The 13,879-nt window shown below is 59.4% G+C and carries 20 protein-coding genes; 11 read left to right on the top strand and 9 right to left on the bottom strand.

What is annotated here, in order from left to right:
• Window positions 1-75 precede the first annotated feature (75 nt).
• Together DLM45_RS03245 and DLM45_RS03240 are read left to right on the top strand one after the other, a co-directional pair.
• Complete coding sequence (locus DLM45_RS03245) at window positions 76-1,770, top strand: tetratricopeptide repeat protein (protein ID WP_246317128.1); 1,695 nt, start codon at window positions 76-78, stop codon at window positions 1,768-1,770.
• A 208-nt stretch (window positions 1,771-1,978) separates the two neighbouring features.
• Window positions 1,979-2,800, top strand: a complete 822-nt coding sequence (locus DLM45_RS03240; RefSeq protein WP_181335552.1) for a L,D-transpeptidase — start codon at window positions 1,979-1,981, stop codon at window positions 2,798-2,800.
• A gap of 80 nt (window positions 2,801-2,880) precedes the next feature.
• Here DLM45_RS03240 and DLM45_RS03235 read toward each other — a convergent pair whose 3' ends face one another.
• The 3 genes from DLM45_RS03235 to DLM45_RS03225 form a co-directional block, all read right to left on the bottom strand.
• Window positions 2,881-4,122 (bottom strand): DUF1134 domain-containing protein, encoded by a 1,242-nt coding sequence (locus DLM45_RS03235; protein ID WP_181335551.1) that lies wholly within the window; start codon window positions 4,120-4,122, stop codon window positions 2,881-2,883.
• An 80-nt stretch (window positions 4,123-4,202) separates the two neighbouring features.
• Complete coding sequence (locus DLM45_RS03230; RefSeq protein ID WP_181335550.1) at window positions 4,203-4,613, bottom strand: thioesterase family protein; 411 nt, start codon at window positions 4,611-4,613, stop codon at window positions 4,203-4,205.
• A 126-nt stretch (window positions 4,614-4,739) separates the two neighbouring features.
• The gene (locus DLM45_RS03225; protein ID WP_181335549.1) at window positions 4,740-5,138 is read right to left on the bottom strand and encodes a hypothetical protein; all 399 of its coding nucleotides are present in this window, start codon (window positions 5,136-5,138) and stop codon (window positions 4,740-4,742) included.
• Between the two features lie 345 nt (window positions 5,139-5,483).
• On the opposite strand from DLM45_RS03225, the gene DLM45_RS03220 reads away from it, so the two are divergent.
• The gene (locus DLM45_RS03220) at window positions 5,484-5,897 is read left to right on the top strand and encodes a hypothetical protein (RefSeq protein WP_181335548.1); all 414 of its coding nucleotides are present in this window, start codon (window positions 5,484-5,486) and stop codon (window positions 5,895-5,897) included.
• A 102-nt stretch (window positions 5,898-5,999) separates the two neighbouring features.
• Here DLM45_RS03220 and DLM45_RS03215 read toward each other — a convergent pair whose 3' ends face one another.
• On the bottom strand, window positions 6,000-6,284 hold the full coding sequence (locus tag DLM45_RS03215; RefSeq protein ID WP_181335547.1) for a hypothetical protein: 285 nt from the start codon (window positions 6,282-6,284) through the stop codon (window positions 6,000-6,002).
• A 251-nt stretch (window positions 6,285-6,535) separates the two neighbouring features.
• On the opposite strand from DLM45_RS03215, the gene DLM45_RS03210 reads away from it, so the two are divergent.
• Window positions 6,536-6,784, top strand: coding sequence for an MDR/zinc-dependent alcohol dehydrogenase-like family protein (locus tag DLM45_RS03210; protein WP_181335546.1), 249 nt, complete (start codon window positions 6,536-6,538; stop codon window positions 6,782-6,784).
• A gap of 11 nt (window positions 6,785-6,795) precedes the next feature.
• Here the strand turns inward: DLM45_RS03210 and DLM45_RS03205 are convergent, their stop codons facing one another.
• Window positions 6,796-7,650 (bottom strand): DUF72 domain-containing protein, encoded by an 855-nt coding sequence (locus DLM45_RS03205; RefSeq protein WP_181335545.1) that lies wholly within the window; start codon window positions 7,648-7,650, stop codon window positions 6,796-6,798.
• Window positions 7,651-7,837: 187 nt separating this feature from the next.
• On the opposite strand from DLM45_RS03205, the gene DLM45_RS03200 reads away from it, so the two are divergent.
• On the top strand, window positions 7,838-8,854 hold the full coding sequence (locus DLM45_RS03200; protein WP_246317126.1) for an energy transducer TonB family protein: 1,017 nt from the start codon (window positions 7,838-7,840) through the stop codon (window positions 8,852-8,854).
• Between the two features lie 15 nt (window positions 8,855-8,869).
• On the opposite strand, the gene DLM45_RS16595 is transcribed toward DLM45_RS03200, so the two are convergent.
• Entirely contained in the window at window positions 8,870-9,004 is a 135-nt protein-coding gene (locus DLM45_RS16595) for a hypothetical protein (protein ID WP_281365422.1), read from the bottom strand.
• Between the two features lie 220 nt (window positions 9,005-9,224).
• On the opposite strand from DLM45_RS16595, the gene DLM45_RS16450 reads away from it, so the two are divergent.
• The 3 genes from DLM45_RS16450 (at window position 9,225) to DLM45_RS03185 (ending at window position 11,198) form a co-directional block, all read left to right on the top strand.
• On the top strand, window positions 9,225-9,503 hold the full coding sequence (locus tag DLM45_RS16450; protein ID WP_246317125.1) for a hypothetical protein: 279 nt from the start codon (window positions 9,225-9,227) through the stop codon (window positions 9,501-9,503).
• Between the two features lie 36 nt (window positions 9,504-9,539).
• Window positions 9,540-10,808, top strand: a complete 1,269-nt coding sequence (locus tag DLM45_RS03190) for an MFS transporter (protein WP_181335544.1) — start codon at window positions 9,540-9,542, stop codon at window positions 10,806-10,808.
• A gap of 111 nt (window positions 10,809-10,919) precedes the next feature.
• Window positions 10,920-11,198 (top strand): hypothetical protein, encoded by a 279-nt coding sequence (locus tag DLM45_RS03185; RefSeq protein WP_181335543.1) that lies wholly within the window; start codon window positions 10,920-10,922, stop codon window positions 11,196-11,198.
• An 80-nt stretch (window positions 11,199-11,278) separates the two neighbouring features.
• Here DLM45_RS03185 and DLM45_RS03180 read toward each other — a convergent pair whose 3' ends face one another.
• Window positions 11,279-11,566, bottom strand: coding sequence for a hypothetical protein (locus tag DLM45_RS03180; RefSeq protein ID WP_181335542.1), 288 nt, complete (start codon window positions 11,564-11,566; stop codon window positions 11,279-11,281).
• Between the two features lie 155 nt (window positions 11,567-11,721).
• On the opposite strand from DLM45_RS03180, the gene DLM45_RS03175 reads away from it, so the two are divergent.
• Window positions 11,722-12,009, top strand: a complete 288-nt coding sequence (locus tag DLM45_RS03175) for a hypothetical protein (protein WP_181335541.1) — start codon at window positions 11,722-11,724, stop codon at window positions 12,007-12,009.
• A 125-nt stretch (window positions 12,010-12,134) separates the two neighbouring features.
• Here DLM45_RS03175 and DLM45_RS03170 read toward each other — a convergent pair whose 3' ends face one another.
• Both DLM45_RS03170 and DLM45_RS03165 read right to left on the bottom strand, forming a co-directional pair.
• Entirely contained in the window at window positions 12,135-12,323 is a 189-nt protein-coding gene (locus DLM45_RS03170; RefSeq protein WP_181335540.1) for a hypothetical protein, read from the bottom strand.
• 12 nt (window positions 12,324-12,335) lie between these two features.
• Window positions 12,336-12,725, bottom strand: a complete 390-nt coding sequence (locus DLM45_RS03165) for a hypothetical protein (protein WP_181335539.1) — start codon at window positions 12,723-12,725, stop codon at window positions 12,336-12,338.
• Between the two features lie 143 nt (window positions 12,726-12,868).
• On the opposite strand from DLM45_RS03165, the gene DLM45_RS03160 reads away from it, so the two are divergent.
• Together DLM45_RS03160 and DLM45_RS03155 are read left to right on the top strand one after the other, a co-directional pair.
• Complete coding sequence (locus DLM45_RS03160) at window positions 12,869-13,147, top strand: hypothetical protein (RefSeq protein WP_181335538.1); 279 nt, start codon at window positions 12,869-12,871, stop codon at window positions 13,145-13,147.
• 309 nt (window positions 13,148-13,456) lie between these two features.
• Window positions 13,457-13,762, top strand: a complete 306-nt coding sequence (locus DLM45_RS03155; RefSeq protein ID WP_181335537.1) for a hypothetical protein — start codon at window positions 13,457-13,459, stop codon at window positions 13,760-13,762.
• The last annotated feature ends 117 nt before the right edge of the window (window positions 13,763-13,879 follow it).

Raw genomic sequence — 13,879 nt, 5'->3', positions numbered from 1 at the left:
AGCAGGCCACAATGGCACGTTAACCTCGCCGCGGGCGACTCGGGTGCCCGTACAAGGAACGCGTCCGCGATACCGATGACATTGTCGATCCGATTGAAACACATTGCGCCGATTGTTCTGCTGTCATGTGCCCTGATGGGCCAGGCCGCAGACACGCCGGGTGATGCCGAAGCAGCGCCGGTGCCGCCATCCGTCTCGGACGGTGCCTCCCAACTCGTGCATGGCGACGTAGCGAAGGCGATCGCCACTTACACGGACGCCCTGCGCGACACCGGTCTCGCCAACGACCGACGCGCGACGATCCTGAACGACCGTGGTGTTGCCATCGCGCGCAGCGGCCAAACCAAGCTTGCGCTCGAAGACTACAATCGCGCCGTCGAACTTTTTCCCGAGTATCCCGTTGCCTACAACAATCGAGGCAACCTGCTGCTCGCGCTGGGCCAGCTTGGCGAGGCGGTCAAGGATTTTGACCGGGCCGTTCTTCTCGCTCCAGGTTACGCGGCAGCGTACTCCAATCGCGGCAATGCAAATATGAAGCTAGGCCATACGGCTGAAGCGCTCGCGGACTTCAGCAAGGCAATTGAGCTTATGCCGGCAAGCGCGCCGCCGCTTTCGGGCCGAGGCATCGCGTACTTGTCCGTCGGCAAACCGCACTCCGCCATTCGCGATTTCTCTCGCGCGGTCAGCGCCGATACGCGCTTCGCATCCGCTTACCGCAATCGTGCCGAAGCCCGCATGACGATCGGTCAGCGTGACGAGGCAATCGAAGACCTTTCACGCGCGGTAGCGTTCGACGTGAACAACCAAGAACTCTACGTCGTGCGCGGCTACGCATATCTGCTGGCGGGCAACACGGCCTCCGCGTTGAAGGACTTCTCCCACGCTATCGAACTCGATCCGAAATCCAGCGCTGCTTTCGAAGGCCGAGGCCTTGCCAACGGCCGCGCCGAAGCTCCGGACGATGCTTACGCCGATCTCAATCGCGCAATCGAACTCGATCCGCGTTCGCCGGTCGCCTACGCATTCCGCGCGGTCGTCTACAAGCAGAACGGTCAGCCGGACATCGGCAGCAAAGACGTTGAGACGGCTATCAAGCTCGATCCCAAATCGCCAGAGGCGTTGTGGGCCGAAGGCGAGATCGCCGAAGCAAGCGGACAGGCTGACGTCGCAATTACGAATTTGCGGCGCGTACTCGAAACCAAACCCGGTTGGCAGTTCGCCGCTGACGCGCTCAAGCGGCTCGGTGCGCCGACTGATGATGGGGAAAGCAAGCCGCAACCGGATCTCGACATCGCCAAGTGGCATGTCTACGTGCGCGGCAAAGACTACTTCGCCGTAGCGGACGATTATCCGCTCATTCGCGTACCGCTGGAAATGATCGGCGAAGGCGCGCCGAAGCTCCTCGAGTGGGAAATTAAGGCAGCGCCATACTCTGGATACGGCATCCTGCGGTTCTCAGGCGGGCGGGTGGCTGTGAAAAACGGCTTCGAGGAAACCGAGCTTGCGGCGATCATCGACATCAACGGGAATAAAGTCCTGGCAATCCAGCCAAATCGCCAAGGCGACCGGATTGCAACCTGGACGTGGGAAGGCGACCATCTACAAGTCGCGAGCGTGGATGGCGTGACTGACGAATACCAGCTTCGGCGCGTTGCAGTCGCCACCGCGAATTCGGCACCGAGCCAGCGCCGCTATGATAGTGCCGCCAGCGAGCGCCAAAGGCGGTATGCGAAGCCGAAAACGATCTTCGATCTTCTATTCGGCAATTGATATTGTAGCATTTTTCCGTGCACGCACGGTCCGCGTGCGGCGGCATATGAGTAAATTCCAATTCAACGCTGAAACCATGCAGAAATGAAGCGTTGCGGAATCGTACCGCGACATCCCAGTTTTTTCGCATCGCATTAAGGGTTCAGCATCATTCGGCATATTATGTGGTATCCAGATTGACCGGTGTATTGCGTAGGGAGAGTTTCTGATGTGGCCTGTACGGTTTTTAGCGGTAGCGTCGTTAGCTATCGCACTTGCAGCTCCGGCGTTTGCCGAGAACGATCAAGCCGAAACACCAGCAGGCAGCGTCTCGGAATCGTCGTCAACGGCGTCCAGCCCTGCAGATGCTTCCGACACGGGAGCCACAGAAAAGGCGGAAGCGCCTAAGCCGCAGCCCCGCCCGCATCCGACGCTGATTGCAAACATCAACCTCGCCACGCAAACGATGTCGGTGAAGGTTAACGGTCAGACGCAATATACGTGGCCGATCTCATCCGGTGTTGCCGCTCACGCGACCCCGACGGGAACGTTCTATCCGCAGTGGACCGCGAAATCGTGGTTCTCGCGCAAATACGATAACGCTCCGATGCCGCATTCGGTGTTCATCCATGGCGGCATCGCGATCCACGGCACAGTGCACCTTCGCTCGCTTGGCCGTCCGGCATCGCACGGATGCATTCGCCTTGCCCCGTCGAACGCTCGCACGTTCTACAATCTCGTTCAGAGCCACGGCATGCGCGCAACGAAGGTCAGCGTTCATGGTCGTCCGAACTGGAGCAATCCGGCCGTCGCGAACCGCAACTCCGAAACGCAGAACAAATACGCGAGCAACCAAGGTGGCGGTTGGCTCTTTGGTGGTGGCAGCTCCTGGGACAACAACGGGCAGTCGCAGTACGTGAAGATCAAGCCGAGCCAGGTTCGCAAGGGTGGCTACGCACTCATCGGCGGCCAGCGCATGAAGGTCTATCGCGCCAGCAATGGCGACCTCGTCTACAAGCGTCCGCACGTCGGCTACGCGCAGAACAACTGAGCGAAAGAGCCGATCTCGCCGAAATTTGAAAAGGCCCGGGAACAACCCCGGGCCTTTTTGCTATCTGGAGCGATCGCAGATCAGAATGGGTTCCACGTCGCCTGCTCGGTGAAGCGGATGTAGCCGATATTCGCGCCAATCCGCATGCCGACTCCTGTCCGGATCGGCGCCATGATAACCGGCCCGCCCTTCAGCAGCGTCAGGCCGACGCCGCCGACGAAATACGCCGAGCCGTCGATGCCGGTGAAGTAGCGGTAGAGATCACCCGAATTGCCCATGCGATAGATGAGAAACAGCGTCTGCGATCCCGCGGCGCCGACGTCCGTTCCGACGGATGGACCGTGCCAGTAGACCTGCCGCGTGCCGCGCTCGTTGCGCATGTAAAGCGTGCCCTTGCCAAAGCGGAGCCCCGCCAAGAACGCGCCGCCGCCTTCCGTGCCAAGAACGTACGCCGATGGTCGGCCCATCTCTTTGAACGCATGCTCGATCACGCTGGCGAGGTTGGTCGAGATCGTGCCGAAAAATCCGCGCGTCACATCGCGAATTTCGTCGATCGTGTACCCATCCTCGGAGAGCGGCGGATGACTTGTGCTGCCGCCGGGCGTCCGCATCGCCAGATCCGGTGAATAGGCGTCGTTTGGTTTTGCTTCGCCCGGCTTGGTTTCACTCGGGTGTGTATCTGCGGTCCAAGCAGGCGAGGGACGCGCAGGTTTTTCAGCCTTAGGAGCAGACGGAGCCTTCGGAGCTTTTTCGGAGACAGGAGCCTGCGTTGGCGGTCGAGCCGGCGTTGGTGCCGGAGGCTGAATTTGAGCCTGAGCTTGAGCGGGTGGTGGCGTTACGGCAGGCTTCGCAGCGGTCCGAGAACCACCGGGCGAAGCCTCCGCGATCTTCTCATCCAGGCGCCGCAGCATGTACTCGGACTTCGCCCGGATGACTGCGTTGAGTTCGGCTGACGCTGCCTTCACTTCGTCGAGCTTCGAGCAGTCCGGCGTCGCGCCCTCGGGAACGCGCCCCAATGAGTCGACCGTCATCAAAAGCTCGCTGCTTTTCCTGTCGTACTCCGTCAGCGTCGAATCCTGGATGGCATCAAGCGCGGCGTTTTCGTAGTCAACGTCGTTCAGCTTCTTCACTTCTTTATAGCGGCGCATGCGCTCTTGGATCTTCGGCTGCGCCGCGAGCGTCAGATTGCGCAGGCTCGCGCCCGATTGATCGACAGCATCGGAAAAATCCTTCGCCGTACACGTTGCAGCCTGGGCCGCCGGAACCGGTGCCAAGAAGAGAAGCGCAGCCGCGGCCGCGGTGAAAAGCATGGCCGATCGCATAGAGGATGCTCCAGATGGGTCATGAACGGCCGAGCAGCATACGCGCCACACGCCGCGAGTCCTAGCGGATACAAACTTCCTTATTTGCGTGGCAGCGATTTGGCGGCGAGCTTCGCCATGAACCGGGCCGTATCGACGAGAATACGCGTATGCCGCCCCGTTCCGATGCGCTCGGTTCCATCATGTGCACTAACGTCGAATGTCAGCTTGCGTCCATCGATGGCGGTCAGCGTCGCCGTCGCGGTAACTGTAAATCCACGCGGTGTCGGCGCCGAATGTGTGACATCCAGATGCACGCCGAGACTTTGATGACCTTCAGGCAAATGCGCCTCGATGCAGTCGACCGCGGCGCCTTCCATCAGGGCGATGAGCATGGGACTGGCAAATACCGGGACGTCGCCGCTGCCGACTTGCGTCGCCAGGCGCTGCTCGGTGACGAGCGCGCTCGCCGACCCTGTGAGGCCCACCACGAGCTTCGAAAAATCTGCCATAGGCCCGCTCCAGTTTTAAAGGAGGGGCCATAACGGCGAAATCGTTCTCGGACAATCGGTATTATCAAAATGAGTGCCGGGAATTTCACCTCCGAGAACCGGCCCCGCTCTTAACCGGTCCCGCACTTAATGCGCAGCCTGCGCCCCTTCCAGCAGACCCGGCAGCACCGTGCCCGATGGACCGACATCCGAAATGGCGGCCGCGCAACTCTCGTCAACCACGATTCTGCACTGGTTCGGGTCGCCCTCGATCTTGCAGTGCTCGATCTTGGTCCAAGCATTGTAGATCCGCGAAGCCTGGGCTTTGAACGCTTGCAGGTCGGCTTCCGTATAGATCAGGTCGAGCGCGTGGGCCTTTGTGGTCGCCCTCGTGCCGCTACAAATTTGCTCCGCGCCAAGTGCCTGACCATAGCGCGACCCGACGTCGTAGGGCGTCAATTTGGCGACCGCGGTGCGTGCCGCCTCGATGTCTTCCCGCGACGGCAACGCCGCAAGAGGCGTGATCACCGCTGGTATAAGAGGCATGAGGGCCATGGCCAAAAATAGTAAATGAACGGCTCGTGCAGTCGCCGTGAGCATGTGTCGGCCTTCCCGGAGGTATCTCGCGCCGAAGGATAGCATGCGACGCGCGCTTCGGAACCCAGCAGATCGATCGACCGTCCTCGGCTCAATTCGATGCGAACACAGTTGAATTCGGCATATACTTTTTCGTAAGTACGATTGTTTCGTGTTACGGCGGGAAAAGCTGAGGCTTATATCCTAGCTGAACTGCGGGATCGGGCGGAAACGCACGCTCCGCATAGTCCGAGTATCCCAACGCAAGCCGAGGATCATCGGCTGAGCGTCAGCGCCGTCGAAGGAGAGCTTCAAATGAATCGCCTTGCATTATCCGCAATAGCGCTCGCGGCTGCCGCCGTCCTCAGTGCCGGACCCGGCTACGCGCTGACTGCAAAAGAATGCAGCACCAAATACCAGTCGGCGAAATCGGCAGGCACGTTGAACGGCAAGTCATGGAATGACTTCCGCAAGGCGGAATGCGGCGAGGGTGCCTCGGCTGCAGAAGACAAGCCGGCAACGAAATCGACGGCGACTGGCGCGTCCGGTGCGGTCTTCCCGAAGGCGATCGATTCCAAATACAGCAAGGAGTCGGCGGGTAAGGCGCGTATGCACACGTGCCTCGATCAGTACAAGGCAAACAAGGCGTCGAACGGCAACGGCGGCATGAAGTGGATCCAGAAGGGCGGCGGATACTACAGCCGCTGCAACGCCGCGCTGAAGGGCTAGAGCGCGAGCGTTTGATCTTTCCAAATGCGAAAAGGCGAGGCTGCGGCCTCGCCTTTTTTGTTGCCTGGAGTATTCGCCGGGGAAAAGCGCAGCGCGGAAGCTTTAGCGCTTCAATCCCTGGTCGCGATGCCAGGCGAGGAATATCGTTGTAACCAGCGCCGTCAGAAACATGGTTCCAAGGATGGCGGGCTGACTCATGAACGCGCGCCACACGTCAAAGCCGTTCAGCCAGCCGCCGCGCCCGGTGAGCACGTTGTTCAAGACGAGGATGACCAGTGCCACGAAGGCGGTCACAGCCGTGGCGCACACTGCTTCAACAACACGTTTTGTGAGCCGGGGGACCGAAATGGAATTACGGCCGATGGCGAGTTGAGTCCGGTCCGACATGATGCGCTCCGTCTAATTATGGTCAAAGGGCACGCCAAAGCGCTCCACCCTCAATTATTCTCCCTATCTATCAGATTCGCCGCAGGAACGTGGCAAGCACGAGGCGCGGATTTGCTTCGGTTATGCAAATGTTGATGTTTTCTCGATTATTCGGTCACCATGTGCTGCACGAGCTAATCGGAGCAGGACGCGATGAGATAAAATGTCTAGCTGCCGAGCAACTGCCCGAGCGAAGTGAAGTTGGAAAGCACATGCTGCGAACTGGTATTTTCATTGTGGCGATAACCGCGACAGCCGCCGTGTCGTCCGCGCGTGCGGATACGATCTTCGACGTAGAGCACGCCCGGGCGAACGCGCGTGCCGGTCTCGTCAGCGAGTACGATGCCGAGATGCTCCAGCGCTGGGGCGCATTGAGCGGCACCTATCCTCCGACGCGTTTCTCGAGACCGCACACATACAGATCGTATGACCGCAAGCGCCATTGGCGCAGAGCGCGGTAGCGGCATACGGATCAGTCGGCCGTGATGCGTTTCATAAACGCCATGGCCGCATTCGGTGCGCGCACCTTGCCTTCGTGGATGAAGAATACGAACGTGTCGCGCGGCTCGCTCTTCGCCTGCGTGTCTTTATCGGCCGCTGGCAGATCGTCCGGCTGTCCGCCCTTTGCCCATATCTTTGCCCGTTCCGCCCATTGGTCGAGCGCCTTCGGCTTATAGGCGGTCGGCACGGTGTCATCGCCTGTCTGTAATCGCAGGTAAACAAAGTCGCTCGTGACGTCGGCAATCGCCGGATACGTTGCGTGATCGGCGAAAACCACCGCAGCAGACTTACGCCGCGCCAAAGCTATGAACTCTGGCGTGCAGAACGACGGGTTGCGAACCTCCAGCGCATGACGAAGGCGCACGCCGTTGAACGTCTCCGGGAGCAGATCGAGAAACGAGCCGAAATCTGCTTCGTCGAATTTCTTAGTCGGAGCAAATTGCCAAAGAAGTGGGCCGAGCTTCGCACCAAGCTCCGTCACACCGGAGTCGAAGAAGCGCTGGATCGATTCACCCGCACCGGAAAGCTCACGCCGGTTCGTCGCGTAACGCGGACCCTTCACCGTGAAGATGAAGTCGTCAGGCGTTTCCTCGCGCCAATTCGCAAACGTCGCAAGCTTCTGCGATCCATAGTAGGTGCCGTTGACTTCGATGACGGGGAGTTGGCGGCTCGCGTACTGAAGTTCCTTGGCGTGCGCCAAGCCGTCTGGATAGAAAACCCCGCGCCAGGGCTCGAACGTCCAGCCGCCAATCCCTGCGCGAATGATGCCGGATTTGCCCGGCCGGGCCTTGATTGCACGTGGTTTTTGCGAGGGTGCGCGCCCCATTCTTATGTCCCTTTTCCGGCCATGCTATCGGGCTAATCAAAAAGCGGGCGCTTGAGTTGCCGCGAATCAAGCGATACCCGCGGCGTCGGCGCGCACGCCCAATGTAACCACAGCATTTTGCGCCACTTATTAGAACGAAAGTTTATCATTTCTGGCCCGCCATGGGGCAACCGGGTAATCTTTGGAAATGGATCAAGCCGTCAATACGAGTCCGGAGGGGATGGACAAGATTGCCGACCTGACGACCGCTGGCTCCGTTCACTGGGCCGCGTCGACGCAACGCGAGCGCAATTTTTGGATTGCGCTTGGATGCGCCTTGCTTCTGCACGGCTCGGCGTTCGTCGGTGCGTTCACGAGCAAACCAAAGTACATCGGCGATCCATCAGGCAGTGAGAAAGCGCTTAGCGTTTCGCTGATCACCGAGGCTGATCTCGAAAGCCAGACTTCCGCCGTCGAGCCGCCGAAGCCGCCGCCTGGAGCTGAACCGCGCCCGCCGCAAGAAGCTCAGCCGCCGCAACCGACGCCGCCTGAGAAGCAGGTGAAAGAGCAGCCGGAGCCACCACCGCCCGAGCCGCAGAAAGAGCCAGAAAAGCAGGAACCTGAGAAGGCCGAGGAAACGCCGACAAAGGCGGAACAGGAAAAGCCTGACGACGCGAAGCCAGCGGAACAAGTCGCGAAGGCCGAAGACAAGGCCGCCGAGACTGTTCCGGAAGATCTCTTCACGCTCGATTCGGAAAATCCGAATGGATTGAAGGTCGAGGAGAAGCCTAAGCCGAAGCCGCCACAAGCTGCGAAAACCGCGCCTAAAAAACAGGCCGCGCAAAAGCAGAAGCGCATGTCGTCGCTGGATCTCTCAACACCGAGAGATATGATGGAGCCCTCGTTCAATCCGGGGCGTTCGGCTGCGTTTCAGCGCCCACCTGGCATAACGCGATCAGGTTTGAATGATGCGTTCGCGCGTGCCGTCATTCGCGCGTTACAGCAGACGATGCCGCAACTGACGAATACGTATGGCCGCGTGACGGTTCGAATATTTTTGACGGAATCCGGAGACGTACAGGAAGTCCGGCTGCTGGCTGGCGCCAAGGATCCGTCGCTCAATCAAGATGTCGTCTTCGCTGCGCGCCAGACGAGTTACCCAATCCCGCCGGCCGGCTCTAACAAAGCCGACCGGACGTTCATGGTCACATACATATACGACTGAATCTCTGCGCCGGAGTTAGCGCTCCGCTGTTGCAGGAGCAGCGGTCGTCGCGCCGAGCTTCATCGGTGCATAGTCAGGCTCAGGCGATTCACGGCGGCAAGCACCGAGAGCGAGCGAAACGAAGCAGATGCCGAGAACGATGGCTTTCATGGATTTGACCCCTCGTTGAAGTTTGAGTGTTTGCGACTGCGTACCTTTCGCACACAAAACGTCATGGGCCGACGCTCGTTCCACGATGCTGCGCACATCAAACGAACCTGTTGCAATCAAACAGCAGTTCTAACCTAAACGATGATATCCACGATATGTTATGCTCATCTCCACCAAGAGGCGCTGTAGGCGCTTTCTAGAATAGCCGTGGGAGAGAGCAATGCTTTCAAGACTGTGCGCGGCAATCGTGTTTGCATCCGCGTTCGGAGCCGCCACTGTGACGGCGGCTGAGAACCACGATTCAGGTGACGCGGTAGAGTCAGTCGGCGATCTTCTGCGATCGGGTTGGGAGATCGCGGGCTACGCGAGCAATTCTGACAACCGCTCGACCTTCATCCTATTCAAAAAGCCGAACACGCACTATCTCGTCCAATGCCTCACGGGCTACGATGTAACGCGACAGCCGCGCGTTTTTGAGAACTGCTATCGGCTGCCGTAGCGTCGGGGACGCGCGCACACGAAAGGCCCGGGGGAAATGCAAGAAGCGGGGTTGCGCCGCGCAGCGTGGTTCGTTGTCGGACTCTTATGGCTGGTCGCGACGCTTAATTATCTCGATCGGCAACTGGTCGTCACGATGCCAGGGCCGATCAAAGCCGATCTGCATATCGGCGACGCGCAATTCGGGTTGTTGTCGTCCGTATTTCTCTGGATTTACGGAATTTGCTCTCCGATCGCCGGTTACGTGGCCGATCGTGTCGGCAAGCGACCGGTCATCATCACAAGCCTTATCGTTTGGTCCGCGGCAACGTTCGTAACCGGGATTGTCACCTCGTTCGAAGGCATGCTCGCAGCGCGCGCGCTGCTCGGTGTCAGCGAAGCGTTCTACATGCCAGCCGCTGTTGCATTGATCGTCGAATACCATCGCGGGCCAACGCGTTCGCGCGCCACGGGCTTACACCTCAGCGGCGTTTACATGGGCTCCGTTCTCGGCGGACTCGGCGGCGCTTTCGCAGAAGCCTTCGGATGGCGCACGGGGTTTCTCATCATTGGCGCGATCGGTGTCGCTTATGCCCTCGTGTTGATGATCATCTTTCCAAAGCCAACCAGCGAGAACGATGAGATTGAAGCGCTTGAAGTTGAAACCCAAGCCGCTTCAACGCCGAGCGTCGGCGCGTTTCAGGCATTGCTGTCGACACCGGGCTTTCGCTTTCTACTGGCCATGAACCTTCTCAATGGCGCCGCGTATTGGCCGGTGCGAAACTGGTTGCCGGAATTCTTTAGATCGGAGCTTGGCGTCACGCAGGCTTGGGCCGGGGTTTATGGTCCGATGACCTTTAACGGAGCCGCCTTCATGGGCATGCTGATCGCCAGCCATGCCTCCGACCGCTGGTCGATAACCAATCCGAGAGCACGCGCGCTCGTTCCTGCAATCGGCTTCTTGATCGCTGCGCCCTGCCTCGTGGCCGTTGGGTTCATCGACTTCGTGCCGCTCATTCTTCTCTGCGTGCTCGTCGCTGGCATGTCGCAGGGCTTCCTCGATTCCAATCTTATGCCAGCCGCATGCACGGTCACAGATGTCCACCATCGAGCAACAGCGTATGGCCTCCTCAACTTCGTCGGCACGACAGCTGGCGGCGTCATGACGTACGTCGGCGGAATGTTGAAGGAACGTCACGTGCCGTTCGGCGACATGTTTCAAGCGGCGGGGATCATGATCCTGTTCGCGGGCTTGCTGTTGTTGCTCGTGAAGCCGCGCACCGCCGTCGCCGCGCCCATTAGGCAACCGCTTCCAGCGGACAGCTGACGCAAATAATCGTCTCTCACATAGGCTTTTGGAGATAGCTCATCTGGCAGCTTGTTCCGCCGCTGCACCTTGCTCACTTCAAAGACGATGGGGTGCAAAGGAGCTTGGAACATGAAACGCACTCTTACCAAAATCGCGACCGGCTGCGCTTCAGCCGCTTTGCTACTCGGCGTCAGCACGATCTCTGCAAACGCCTACTACATGGGCTATGCGAACGGTGATCCGGGCAATTGGGTCTTTTGCCAGGAGCAACACAACGGTGCGTCTCCGCCCGAGACGAGCCAGGTAATGCCCGGCCCTGACGACTACTATGGCCGGAGGATCGTTCGCCACGAGCGGCCAACCCACGCACATCTTCGTATGGATACGCGACGGCGCACATATGAATAGGTCTTACGCGTGAACCCTCAAGATACGTGAAGGACTGACGTCTCCGGTCCTTCACGTGAGGCGCAAGCAAGTGCAATGCTTCAGGCTGTCGGCTTCAACGGCGCTGGCGGATGGCTCGGCTCGCGGTTGAAGAACCTGAGCGTGAGATAAGCGCCGATCCAAGAACCGACGATCGCAAAGCCGACGTAGAGCCAGTTGTTCGTGTAGCTGATAACCGCGAACGACGAGAGCATGTACCAGACGCTGCTCCAATTCGCGGCGGCGAGGGCGCGCTTTGCGACGACGGAAGACGTGAACATCACGTAAGCGGCATCCGTAGCTGCGGTCGCAACCAAAACGCCCGCGCCAATCCAATAGTCGATCGCCATCGAAGCCTCCTGTTTCAATCGCCGGAATTTGCGCATATCGGCCTGCCGAAATCGACGCCATTCAGCGAAAATTAGTCGCGGACGAAGCCCATCCTTGCGCGTCTCGCCGCTTGGTATTAGCACCACAGAAAATCCGGCCCAGGGAGTTCAGACACATGGCTGACGTGAAAGACGTGAATGCCGCAATCGCGGAATTGAAGCGCGAGGTCGTCGAATTGTCGGGCCTGTCGCTCGCAACCGGAGTGATCCTCACGCAGTTGCTGCAAAAGATTGCCACCCGGGAAATGAATCCGCAGGGCGCCGCCACTCAGATCGTGAACAATGCACGAGACGCAATCGAAGGGTTTACGGCAGCGAACTCGTCTGATCCGGCAATGAAAGCGCGCGCGTTGGAAGCAGTGAATCAGTACGAGGGCCAGATCCGCTCCGTCCTTCGCGACTAATCAACGTTCGTCCTAACAACCAACGCACACGGCGGCCGGCTCGCGGAACGCGTGTCGCCGTGTGCAACTAAGAATAATCAACGCACACGGCGGCCGGCTCGCGGAACGCGTGTCGCCGTGTGCAATCAAGATGCAGGCCGTATACGCTTCAACAAATCCCAGACCGTCAGCGACGCCAGCCCGCCGACGACACCGCCGACGTAACTCGGCAGCGGAAAGTTGAAAATCGACTGCCACATCAGCCCCACAACCCAACTCGCGAGCAGCATCGCGGCAACGGTAACGAGCAGACGCTGCCAGAAGGGAAGAAACATCGGTCGTCTCCGTCACAATGGGGCATGGCCGCGCCCAAACGCGGGCCAAGCGATGATTGCAAAAAGCACCGTCGAAATGAGCAGACCGATCGAGCCGACGGCCGCAAACAGTTCGCCCGACTCATATCCAGCAAAGATCTGAGCCAAGCCTGCAATCAGCACTAAGATGCTCGCTTGCGCTAGCCAGAAGTGCACGTTTGCCCATCGGCTGGAAGCGCGCTCAGGGAACAAATGATAGAAAAATCCAATCAGCGTAAAGCTCACCCAGCCGATGAGTAAAAGATGCGCATGCGTCGGCATTTGCGTGTGATCTTTGGTAATGCCCATGAGCAACCCGAGCGACATGCCGAGCACGGCATAAATTAAGGCGCTAGCGAAGAAACGGCCTGCGAGTCCCGTCATTTGCGGATCTCCTGAGAGGCGTGGCCTTACGTCGCCATATGTGTCGGAACGCCCGCGCGGGGGACCGCGTTGGATACCCCGAACAGCGAATTCGCCACCCGCATACGGCGGACGTATTGGCGAAAAGTATAAGGAGTCAGGCGATGAAATGGAATTGGGCAGCCGCCGCAAGTGCGGCTTTGGCCGTGGCCATCGCGGCACCTGTCGCGCAGGCAGATTCAATCAGTGGTGTGGAAGGTGCGCGTGCGAAGGATCGCGCCGGGTACCATCTGAATCGGCAGGATCGCGAGCAACTGAGGCGCTACGGCCGCAACGACGATTACGGCTGGCGCGGCGGCTATCGCAATTACGGCTATTACGGCGGACCGGGCGTGAGCGTTTACATCGGCCCCGGCGGTTATGGCGATCCGTACGGATACTAAGAAACTTCTCACTCGCGGTGGTGAGGCGGCGGACAGCAATGTCCGCCGCATTTTTTAAACTCAAACCGCCTTCTCTCTACCTCGACGTGCAAGCGCCGCCGCGCGGATGACAAAAGACAATCTAACACAACAAAATAATCCGCGATCACTTTTTTTTCTTTTTTATGCGGCGGAAAAGCCTCGCTTGAACGTTACGTACTCATGCACGACAAAGCGGCTGGCGGTGCCAATCTGCCCGCTGCGATTTCGAGCTGGCCTGCAAACACGCAGGCTGCAAGAACGCAATTTGATAGTTAGGAGCGACTACATATGAAGCGTCTCATCATGGTTGGGCTCATGGCCCTTGGAGCGGCTGTTGGAAGCACCGCCGCCTCCGCAGCGCCCGCGACCAGCAACGTCGCTGGTCTGAGCCAGTCCACGAGCGGCATCGAGCTCGCTCAGTATCGGGGTCATGGCGACTATCGTCGTCATCGCCACTTCCGGGAACGGAGCTATCGCCATCGCCACTATCGCGGCAATGACCGGTATCGCGGTTGGCATCGCCATCACCACCGTCCGCACGGCTGGCGTTCGCGCGGCTGCGTAGCAGTCGGACCGGTCTGGATGTGCCCATAAGCACGACCTCGGATAGATGCCGATAGCGGCATCACGGTTTGAGCCGGGCGGAGCAATCCGCTCGGCTTTTTTGTCGTCCGCACGCGGCGGCCGGCTCGCGGAACGCGAGTCGCCGTG

Origin of the sequence: Hyphomicrobium methylovorum, assembly GCF_013626205.1 — a bacterium.
GTDB classification, from domain to species: domain Bacteria; phylum Pseudomonadota; class Alphaproteobacteria; order Rhizobiales; family Hyphomicrobiaceae; genus Hyphomicrobium_B; species Hyphomicrobium_B methylovorum.
This window is presented reverse-complemented; position numbering and strand designations above follow the sequence as displayed.

Excerpts from the sequence above, each read along its gene's own strand:
- DLM45_RS03175 (WP_181335541.1), top strand. The coding sequence starts at position 11,722 with ATGGCTGACGTGAAAGACGTGAATGCCGCAATCGCGGAATTGAAGCGC.
- DLM45_RS03230 (WP_181335550.1), bottom strand. The coding sequence starts at position 4,613 with ATGGCAGATTTTTCGAAGCTCGTGGTGGGCCTCACAGGGTCGGCGAGC.
- DLM45_RS03240 (WP_181335552.1), top strand. The coding sequence starts at position 1,979 with ATGTGGCCTGTACGGTTTTTAGCGGTAGCGTCGTTAGCTATCGCACTT.
- DLM45_RS03245 (WP_246317128.1), top strand. The coding sequence starts at position 76 with ATGACATTGTCGATCCGATTGAAACACATTGCGCCGATTGTTCTGCTG.
- DLM45_RS03190 (WP_181335544.1), top strand. The coding sequence starts at position 9,540 with ATGCAAGAAGCGGGGTTGCGCCGCGCAGCGTGGTTCGTTGTCGGACTC.
- DLM45_RS03220 (WP_181335548.1), top strand. The coding sequence starts at position 5,484 with ATGAATCGCCTTGCATTATCCGCAATAGCGCTCGCGGCTGCCGCCGTC.
- DLM45_RS03165 (WP_181335539.1), bottom strand. The coding sequence starts at position 12,725 with ATGACGGGACTCGCAGGCCGTTTCTTCGCTAGCGCCTTAATTTATGCC.
- DLM45_RS03170 (WP_181335540.1), bottom strand. The coding sequence starts at position 12,323 with ATGTTTCTTCCCTTCTGGCAGCGTCTGCTCGTTACCGTTGCCGCGATG.
- DLM45_RS03155 (WP_181335537.1), top strand. The coding sequence starts at position 13,457 with ATGAAGCGTCTCATCATGGTTGGGCTCATGGCCCTTGGAGCGGCTGTT.
- DLM45_RS16595 (WP_281365422.1), bottom strand. The coding sequence starts at position 9,004 with ATGAAAGCCATCGTTCTCGGCATCTGCTTCGTTTCGCTCGCTCTCGGT.
- DLM45_RS16450 (WP_246317125.1), top strand. The coding sequence starts at position 9,225 with ATGCTTTCAAGACTGTGCGCGGCAATCGTGTTTGCATCCGCGTTCGGA.
- DLM45_RS03185 (WP_181335543.1), top strand. The coding sequence starts at position 10,920 with ATGAAACGCACTCTTACCAAAATCGCGACCGGCTGCGCTTCAGCCGCT.
- DLM45_RS03235 (WP_181335551.1), bottom strand. The coding sequence starts at position 4,122 with ATGCGATCGGCCATGCTTTTCACCGCGGCCGCGGCTGCGCTTCTCTTC.
- DLM45_RS03210 (WP_181335546.1), top strand. The coding sequence starts at position 6,536 with ATGCTGCGAACTGGTATTTTCATTGTGGCGATAACCGCGACAGCCGCC.
- DLM45_RS03205 (WP_181335545.1), bottom strand. The coding sequence starts at position 7,650 with ATGGGGCGCGCACCCTCGCAAAAACCACGTGCAATCAAGGCCCGGCCG.
- DLM45_RS03225 (WP_181335549.1), bottom strand. The coding sequence starts at position 5,138 with ATGCCTCTTATACCAGCGGTGATCACGCCTCTTGCGGCGTTGCCGTCG.
- DLM45_RS03160 (WP_181335538.1), top strand. The coding sequence starts at position 12,869 with ATGAAATGGAATTGGGCAGCCGCCGCAAGTGCGGCTTTGGCCGTGGCC.
- DLM45_RS03200 (WP_246317126.1), top strand. The coding sequence starts at position 7,838 with ATGGATCAAGCCGTCAATACGAGTCCGGAGGGGATGGACAAGATTGCC.
- DLM45_RS03215 (WP_181335547.1), bottom strand. The coding sequence starts at position 6,284 with ATGTCGGACCGGACTCAACTCGCCATCGGCCGTAATTCCATTTCGGTC.
- DLM45_RS03180 (WP_181335542.1), bottom strand. The coding sequence starts at position 11,566 with ATGGCGATCGACTATTGGATTGGCGCGGGCGTTTTGGTTGCGACCGCA.